Annotated in this window: 5 protein-coding genes; 1 reads left to right on the forward strand and 4 read right to left on the reverse strand. The window is 61.9% G+C overall.

Features of this window, described 5'->3' with window-relative positions:
• The 4 genes from ALO43_RS23445 to hflK (ALO43_RS23460) form a co-directional block, all read right to left on the reverse strand.
• A partial coding sequence (locus ALO43_RS23445; protein ID WP_054998146.1) for a heavy metal translocating P-type ATPase occupies nucleotides 1-1,640 on the reverse strand: 1,640 nt, incomplete at its 3' end.
• A complete protein-coding gene (gene hflK / locus ALO43_RS23450; RefSeq protein WP_054998147.1) occupies nucleotides 1,637-2,689 on the reverse strand; it encodes a protease modulator HflK in 1,053 nt (350 codons plus the stop codon). The genes ALO43_RS23445 and hflK (ALO43_RS23450), both read right to left, overlap by 4 nt.
• The gene (hflC, locus tag ALO43_RS23455; protein WP_054998148.1) at nucleotides 2,686-3,726 is read right to left on the reverse strand and encodes a protease modulator HflC; all 1,041 of its coding nucleotides are present in this window, start codon (nucleotides 3,724-3,726) and stop codon (nucleotides 2,686-2,688) included. Before hflC ends, hflK (ALO43_RS23450) begins: the two co-directional genes overlap by 4 nt.
• Nucleotides 3,727-3,737: 11 nt before the next feature.
• Nucleotides 3,738-5,684: a protease modulator HflK gene (gene hflK / locus ALO43_RS23460; protein WP_054998149.1), complete on the reverse strand. Its 1,947-nt coding sequence runs from the start codon at nucleotides 5,682-5,684 to the stop codon at nucleotides 3,738-3,740.
• Between the two features lie 528 nt (nucleotides 5,685-6,212).
• Between hflK (ALO43_RS23460) and ALO43_RS23465 the strand changes: the two genes are divergently transcribed.
• On the forward strand, nucleotides 6,213-7,832 hold the full coding sequence (locus tag ALO43_RS23465) for a glucan biosynthesis protein D (protein WP_005894975.1): 1,620 nt from the start codon (nucleotides 6,213-6,215) through the stop codon (nucleotides 7,830-7,832).
• Nucleotides 7,833-8,144 lie beyond the last annotated feature (312 nt).

Raw genomic sequence — 8,144 nt, forward strand, 5'->3', positions numbered from 1 at the left:
CCCGCCCCCATCGCAACGCCCACCACACCCGCCTTGAGGGCCAACGAATCGTTGACGCCGTCGCCCACCACCATCGGCCGGAAACCACTGGCAATTTCGCCCATGACGCGGTTGAGCTTATCTTCAGGCAGCGCCTGCGCCTGAACATCAGCGATGCCGATTTCCCGAGCCAGGCTGTCGGCCACGCTCTGCCGGTCGCCGGTCAACAGCAATTGTCGTCCCATTCCCAGTTCGCGCAACTCGAGCAAGGCAGCTTGTGCTTCCGGTTTGACGCTGTCGGCCAGCAGCAACCAGGCCAGAAATACACCGTCCAGAGACAGCCCGGCCAACGGGCCGTCATGTGCCGGTACAGCAGGCGTGGCAATGCCGAGCTGTTCGAAAAGCTCGGGCCGGCCCAAGGCGGCTTCGCCATGCTCGGTTGATGCCACGACACCCAGCCCTTGGCGTTCACGAGTATCGGTCAGTGGCAGCAATTGATGGTTATCCACAAGCCCGGCCAATGCACGGCTGACCGGGTGGCTGCTGGCCGAACCCAGGCTCGCCGCCAACTCCAGCAATTGGGGATGTTCCGGACCTTCTGCCTGCACCGTTTGCAGACGCAGACGCCCGAATGTCAGCGTGCCGGTCTTGTCCACTACCAGCGAGGTCAGGTCCGCCAGCTCTTCGAGAAACGCCGAGCTGCGGATCAGAATCCCGTGGCGCGCCGCCACGGCAATGCCGGCGATGGCAGTGGCTGGCGCCGAGAGCACCAGCGCACATGGACAGGCAGCCACCAGCACCGCCAGCATTGCCTGCGCATCCTGGGTGATGAACCATGTCAGCGCTGCAATCAGCAACACCAGCACCATGTAGCTGCCTGCGTAGCGCTCCAGAAGGCGGGTGATCGGTGGCTTGGAGCGTTCGGCGCTTTGCATCAGCGCAATCACCTTGCCCAGCGTGGACTGATCGCCGATACGAGTCACTTCGATGCGCAGCAGGCCATCCAGGTTGATCGCGCCACCAAACACCTCGACGCCGATACTCGCTTCCAGCGGCACCGACTCGCCGGTAATGGATGACGTATCGAGGCTCGCTTGCCCGGACAGCACCCGACCATCCGCCGGTACCCGGTCGCCTGCACGCACTTCAACCTGATCGCCGGCCTTGAGTGTGGAGTTATCGACCTCGTGAATACTGCCATCGGCCTCCAGCAAACGCGCCTGACTGCGTGTCAGGCGGCCAAGCGCCTCAATGGCTTCCTGAGAGCCGATCACGCTGCGCTCTTCCAGCACATGCCCGAAGATCATGATAATCGGCAGCAACGCAGCGGTCATCAGGTCACCAGTGGCCCAGGCGCCCAGCATGGCCAGTGCGATAAGTTGATCGGTGATGCCATGCAGGCTCGGATGCCGCAAGCTGTGCCAGCCCGCGCTGATAACCGGGATCGCTACCAGCAGCGAGGCTGCGCCCAGTAGCAGTTGGCTGACGCCGGTCTGCTCCGGGGAGAAAAAGCGCCAGATCAGCCCAAGGCCCAGCAAGCCCAACGCCAGCATCGCCAGAGTCAGTTGCCGGGCCGCGCTCCGCTGCTCCGCGCTACTCAACAGGCTGCCGGGCGCCTCGACTGTGGCGGCGTCATCGGTGTGAACGGCTTCGCCACTCATTGCGGTGCTCCCTGGATGATCAGGCGGGAATCGTCTTTGGGGTCGACGGTGGTGACCGAACCGGCCTGGCGCAGAATGCCCGGCACGCGTTCTCGGTACAGTCGCTGCATCAGGCCAGGATCGCTGCCGCTTCGCGCCGACTCCGACAGACTGACTACGGTAGCAGTGTCGGCCTGAGCCTTGGCCAGCCTCTCCGACGCCTGAGCGTGCGCCACTTGCAGGGTCCGGTCAGCCTGCTGGTTGGCGTTCTGGGTCAGTTTCTCGGCGTCCGTGCGCGCGTTAGCCACGGCCTGATCGGCCTGCTGACTGGCTGTCAGTACGGCATTGAACGCATTGACCGCCGAGGTGGGCAGGCTCGACTGCACATCGACCCGTGCAACCTCGATGCCGATGCCGGTCGCATCAAGCTCTGCCAGACGCTGGTTGATGCCGCGCACCAGATCACCGCGCAGCCGTTCTCGGCGTTCGGCGGCTTTACTGTCGGCGCTGATCAGCTCGGGCCGGGCCACCAGAATGGTGTCCAGGTCGCGCGCGGCAGTCAGCGCCACGGCGCTGCGATTGACCAGCCGGTCCAGCGCAGGCAACACATGGTCACCCTGCAGAACGAAGGACCTGGGGTCGATCACTTTATAGAACACGGTCACATCCAGTTGCACGACGCCTGCGTCGCCAGTCAGCAAAAAACCCGAGCCTGCCAATGCATCGCTCATGGGCGCCGACAAGGTCGCGATCTCATCGGCTTTCAAGGCCGCAGGCGAGCGCAGCAAGGTTTCTACCCGGCGCTCTATCACTCGATCAGCCGACGGCAGCAGCACCACCTGCTCAAACGGTTGCGGCCAGGCAGTCAGCAAGCCTGCGTTCTGAACCCGCTCGAGCGCGCCGAAACGCATCACCACCGCACGGTTCTGCGGGTCGATTTCGCGCACGTTTGACGTCATCCAGCCAAGCGCTGCCAGCAGGGTAACGCCATATAGCCCGATGAACGCCAGACGACTGGCCTGCAACCAAGGGCTGTTCACCGGCGGCCGTTGCGCCACAGGCTCGCTCATGGCTGCGTTCCGCTCTTGCCGTCCAGCGTCGGCGGGCCATCCACCAGCACCCGGAACGGCGCGGCGTCGGTGCGCAGAATCAGGCGCGTACCTGGCGTCACGATAGTGCCCAGTGTGTCCAGCGAGCGCAGCAGGTTGTACAGCTGCGGTGAGCCAGCGTAGGCACGACCGTAGATCTGCGCCGCCTCGACCCGGGACTGCGCCTCGATATCGGCGGCCTTGACCGTCGCATCCGCTTCGACAATGCGCGCATCACGCTCGGCTGCCGAGCGTATCTGGGCCGCCTCGCGCTTGCCCACTGAGGTGCGCTCGGTGGCGATGGTTTCCCGCTCGGCGCGCATGCGGTCCACGGTGGCGTTGAGTGTTACCGATGGCAATGTAAGTCGCTCGACGCCCACTTGCAGCACGCGCACGCCATAGGTTGCCAGCAGTTGCTGATCGATCTGCTGACGCAGCTGGTTTTCAAAGGCAGTGATGTTCACTTTGCTGGCGTCGGTATTGACCAGGCTGGACAGGTCGAAGCTGCTCGCAGTGGTCTCCAGCGCAGAGCCGACGAAGGTACGGATTTGCCGCGCGGCCTCGTCAGGCTGGTTCTGTACTGCGCGCATGAAACGCTGCACATTGGCCGCATCGCCTTGCACCTGCCAGGCCACATAGGCCTGAACGATGATGCGCAAGCCGTCGCGGGTGCCGACATCCTGCAAGCCGCTGGAGGTGGTGCGTAGCCGCAGATCCACCGGGATGGTCGCTTCGAACGGCGCAGGCCAGCGCCAGTTCAAACCTGGCTCGAGCAGCACGCGCGACGGGTTGCCGAAACGCGTCACCACCGTGGCCTCCCCCGAGCGCACCTGTACCAGGCTGGCCGCCGCGACGGCGAATGCAATCAGCAGCGCCGCCAGACTTGCCCGTCGCCACGGGAAGCTCGCCGGACCCGCAGCATGATGATGGTGGTGGTGGTGATGCCCATGACCACCATGCCCATGTGTGTCGTGGCTTTCGTGGTCACTGTGATCGTGATGATGATGAAACAGACTCAAGGGACGACTCCTTACTGAACGGCTTTACGCGGCGCCGTTGGGTCTGCCGGTGGGGTGAAAGATCGCAGGTCTATGGTCGGCGCGTTATCGCCGCCCAAACGGTGGTCGAGTATCAGCAGTTTGGCGTTGCCCAGCCCTTCGGTAAGCTGCGCCAGGTATTGCTCGAGCAGAAACGCCTGCCCTGCCTTGGCGTAAGCCTGCCGCTCGGCACTGAAGCGCAGGCCCGCCCCTTGTGCTGTGGCCATCACTTCCCGGGCAGCGCCAGTGGCCTGGTCGCGGGCGACACTGGCGTTGAGCTGGGCCTGATTAGCCTTGTCGCTGGCAGCCCCGCGCTCGCGGGCAATCAATGCCTGCGCGCCGATCTGCGCAGCCTGCACAGCATGGTATGCATTGGCCGCACCGGCTGGCGGATGGATCGCTTCGACCACCGTGGCGAGCAACTCGACGCCGCTGTCCAAGCGCTTCAGGTCAGCCTGCACTGCCTTGCCGATATCGTCGGCCAGGCCGCTGCGCTGCTCGCCAAGCAGCTCGTCCAGCGTGCGCGACGCGAAGTCATGTACCAGCACGCGGCTGGCCGTGCTGCGGATAAGGGCCGGGATATCAGCGCTGTTGTAGGTCGAGGCCATCGCTGCCGAGTCCGTCAGGCCGATGCGATAGACGAAGCGTACGTCCATATTGACGATTTGAAAGCTTTGCTTGTCGCCGGTACTGCTGGCAATGACCTGGGATTTTTCATTGATGTGGCTGGCATCCCACAGACGGTTGGCGCTGTTCGGCGGCGGGCCTTCGGCAGGGTCCAGTATCTGCTCGGCAGCGTCGGCTGCGGAAACACTGGTCGCCAGCTCATGAATCACGCCGTTCTCCACCGCCAGAACACGCCCGAATGGCCAAGGCAGCCCTGCATGCAGCCCTGGGCCGAAGACCTCGACCGGTTTGCCGAAACGCTCGTAGATGCCTCGTCCCTGCATGGGTATTTCATGCACGCCACTCAACGCCCAGCCCAACGCAGCCACCGCCGCCAGTACCGGCATAAAGGCGCGGCGCATGTAGGTGAAGGCCCAGATCTGGCGCAGATCAATACCAAAACGATTGTGCAGTTCGTGCTGCAAGGCCATCAGCGGGCGCGGTGGCCAGCGCAGCAGGTCAGCGATAAAGCTGCTGGCCAGCAGACGCGGCTCGACGCGAGGGTTGCGCGGGCTGAAGACCGACAAGCCCGCGCGCAGCAGGAACTCGAGTGCGACACCCATCGGCAGCAGGCCGATCAAAACGGCCAGACGCACAGGCCAGACCCTGTCGGCACTGGAGAAAAACAGGCACAGCGCACCGATCAGCATCACGGCAATGGTCATGCGGACCAGTTGCGCCAGCGGCCCTGCTTCCGGGGCCTGGCCATCGGGCTCGCTGCTCAATTGACGCTCGATGACCAGCAACCCGAATGCAAGCAGCAGCATCACACTACCGGCCAGGCTGCTCGTCGCCGAGAGGTCCGTGCCGAGCAACACCAGATTCCAGAAGGTACGGATAACGATCAATGCCAGCACAGCCCAACCGGCCAGCCACAGAGTCGATGCACCGATGTGCCTGATCAGCGACTCACCCGAGTCACTGAGTCGGGTCAGCAGACGCTCGTACCAGCCGCTTTCATCCAGGGTCACGGGTGTTTCGGAAAGCACTCCAGCGTCGAAAGCGCCCAACGCACGAGCGCGCCACAGTGCCACATGTTTCGCAGATTGCAGGCCAGCGGTCAGTAGCAGCAGCGCTGCCGACACGTTGCCGAGCACGGCCATCCACAGGGAGCCAGGGGAAAACAGGTCGATGGAAAACGCCAGCAACAGCCCGAAGGCGCCTGCCCCGCCGGTCAGGTACATCAGCCGTCCAAAACGCTTGACCTGCTGCATCGCCATTTGAAACCGCGGCAGACCTTCCAGGCCTGCATGCTCATCCAGATCAACCCGCATCAACTACCCCGGAACCCGCTGATTATTGCCCTGTGACAGACCCATGCATTGGCATGAGAATGCCTGCGCATCATAGCGTTACGATATAACACGCAGAGTGAAACTTTCGTCAGGACTATTAGCTGAACGAATGCGATATAGCCGCAGCGCACTGTCTGAAACTTGTCCCAAAGAGCCCGGCAGCACCCTTTTCGACCACCCGTGCGCCACTAAAATCGTTGCTGAATATTGCTTGGCGGAATGAATTGTTGATGGTGGTGTAAGTACCTCGGCGGTCGGACAGTTATACACGGCTGGTCTGGAGGCCTTGAGCTACGTGGCGATGGGCGATTCCGGTGGGCCTTGATATCGTCTTCTTTTGCAGCGTAGCACCGTAATCATTGCGCATGATCGGCATTTTTTTTTGGCCGATTTCCGAACCGTATCTCGTCTTTGTTATCTGTTGTGGGTAGTTTGCGTTCGGCAAGGAGTCGTTGGCGCGCCATTTTTTGTGCAGGACGCACAGAATTACTCAGAGGCTTCACCCTTATGAATCGCAGAAATCTCCTGAAAGCGTCCATGGCGTTGGCCGCTTACAGCAGCGTGTCGGCTTCAGGGCTTTTCGCCGCTCGAGCGTTAGCCGCAGCGGCCGATGGCGAGATCGAGCATTTCGACTTTGCAGAGCTGCAAGCTCATGCCAAGAAGCTCGCGAGTAAAGGCTATGTGAGCAACAAGCAAGTCCTGCCACCGGTGTTGGCGAACATGACGCCGCTGCAATTCAATGCCATTCGCTACGACCCGAACCACTCGCTGTGGAAAGACGTCAACGGTCAGCTGGACGTGCATTTTTTCCACGTCGGCATGGGCTTCAAGACGCCGGTGCGGATGTACAGCGTAGACCCGAAAAACAAACAGGCGCGGGAAGTGCATTTCCGCCATGACCTGTTCAATTACGAAAGCAGCGGCATCGACAAGAATCTGGTCAAGGGCGACCTGGGTTTTGCCGGCTTCAAATTGTTCAAGGCGCCAGAAATCGCCATCAACGATGTCGTCTCGTTCCTCGGCGCCAGCTACTTTCGGGCTGTGGACAGCAACAAGCAGTACGGGCTGTCGGCACGCGGTCTGGCAATCGACAGCTACGCCAAGCGTCAGGAAGAATTTCCCGACTTCACCAAGTTCTGGTTTGAAACCCCGGACAAGAATGCGACCCGCTTTGTGGTGTACGCGCTGCTCGACTCACCCAGCGCGACCGGTGCCTACCGTTTCGACATCGACTGCCAGGCCGGTCAGGTGGTCATGGAAATCGACGCACACGTCAACGCCCGTACCGATATCCTCCAACTGGGCATCTCGCCGATGACCAGCATGTTCAGCTGCGGCACTCACGAGCGCCGCATGTGCGACACCATCCACCCGCAAATTCACGACTCGGATCGTCTGTCCATGTGGCGCGGCAACGGCGAGTGGATCTGCCGTCCGTTGAACAACCCGGTCAAACCGCAATTCAGCGCATTTTCAGACACGGACCCGAAAGGTTTCGGTCTGGTGCAGAGCGATCACGAGTTTTCCAGCTACCAGGACACCGTGGTCTGGTACAGCCGCCGTCCAAGCCTGTGGGTCGAACCCATTACGGCGTGGGGTGAAGGCGAAGTCAGCCTGCTGGAATTGCCGACCACCGGTGAGACGATGGATAACATCGTGGTGTTCTGGACCCCAAAGACGCCAGTCAAGGCCGGGGACTCGATGAACTATGGCTACAAGCTGTTCTGGAGCCCATTGCCACCGGTCAGCACCCCATTGGCTCAGGTCCACGCTACGCGCTCGGGCATGGGCGGATTCCTGGAAGGCTGGGCACCGGGCGAGCACTACCCGACCACTTGGGCACGTCGCTTTGCAGTGGACTTCAATGGTGGCGGTCTGGATCGTCTGCCGGAAGGCACAGGCATCGAGCCTATTGTCACGGTCACTCACGGCAAGGTTCAGGACTTCAATATCCTTGTGTTGCCGGACATCAAAGGCTATCGCGTCACCTTTGACTGGGTACCGGACAGCGATTCGGTCGAGCCGGTTGAAATGCGCATGTTCATCCGCACCGCAGACCGCACGCTGAGCGAGACCTGGTTGTATCAGTACTTCCCGCCAGCACCTGACAAGCGCAAGTACCCTTGATGCGCTGAGTCTTCACACCCGAAATAGCGGGGCGCAGGGTCCGACACCTCTCGCCCCGCGCTCTGCGCTCCGTTACGCACAAATCCTGACTAATTAGTTGACAGTTTCCCGAACTGCGACTGATATACGTCGTGTCACGCCGTTGCGAGCATTCGCTCCAGACTTGCACCACCTCCTCAAAGCTCAGCCCTGTCGGCGCGCTCCGCAGCGTCGGGCGGTAGCTTTGTCTGCGCAATTCCCCTGATGCATTTCAGAAGGCACTCAGCATGGCGTTCAACCCTGTGAGCCGCGCCGACGCGCGCGCGTCGATCA

It is taken from the genome of Pseudomonas tremae, assembly GCF_001401155.1.
Classification (GTDB): Bacteria; Pseudomonadota; Gammaproteobacteria; order Pseudomonadales; family Pseudomonadaceae; genus Aquipseudomonas; species Aquipseudomonas tremae.

Coding starts and splice junctions, on each gene's coding strand:
- ALO43_RS23465 (WP_005894975.1), top strand. CDS start 6,213: ATGAATCGCAGAAATCTCCTGAAAGCGTCCATGGCGTTGGCCGCTTAC.
- hflK (WP_054998149.1), bottom strand. CDS start 5,684: ATGCGGGTTGATCTGGATGAGCATGCAGGCCTGGAAGGTCTGCCGCGG.
- hflK (WP_054998147.1), bottom strand. CDS start 2,689: ATGAGCGAGCCTGTGGCGCAACGGCCGCCGGTGAACAGCCCTTGGTTG.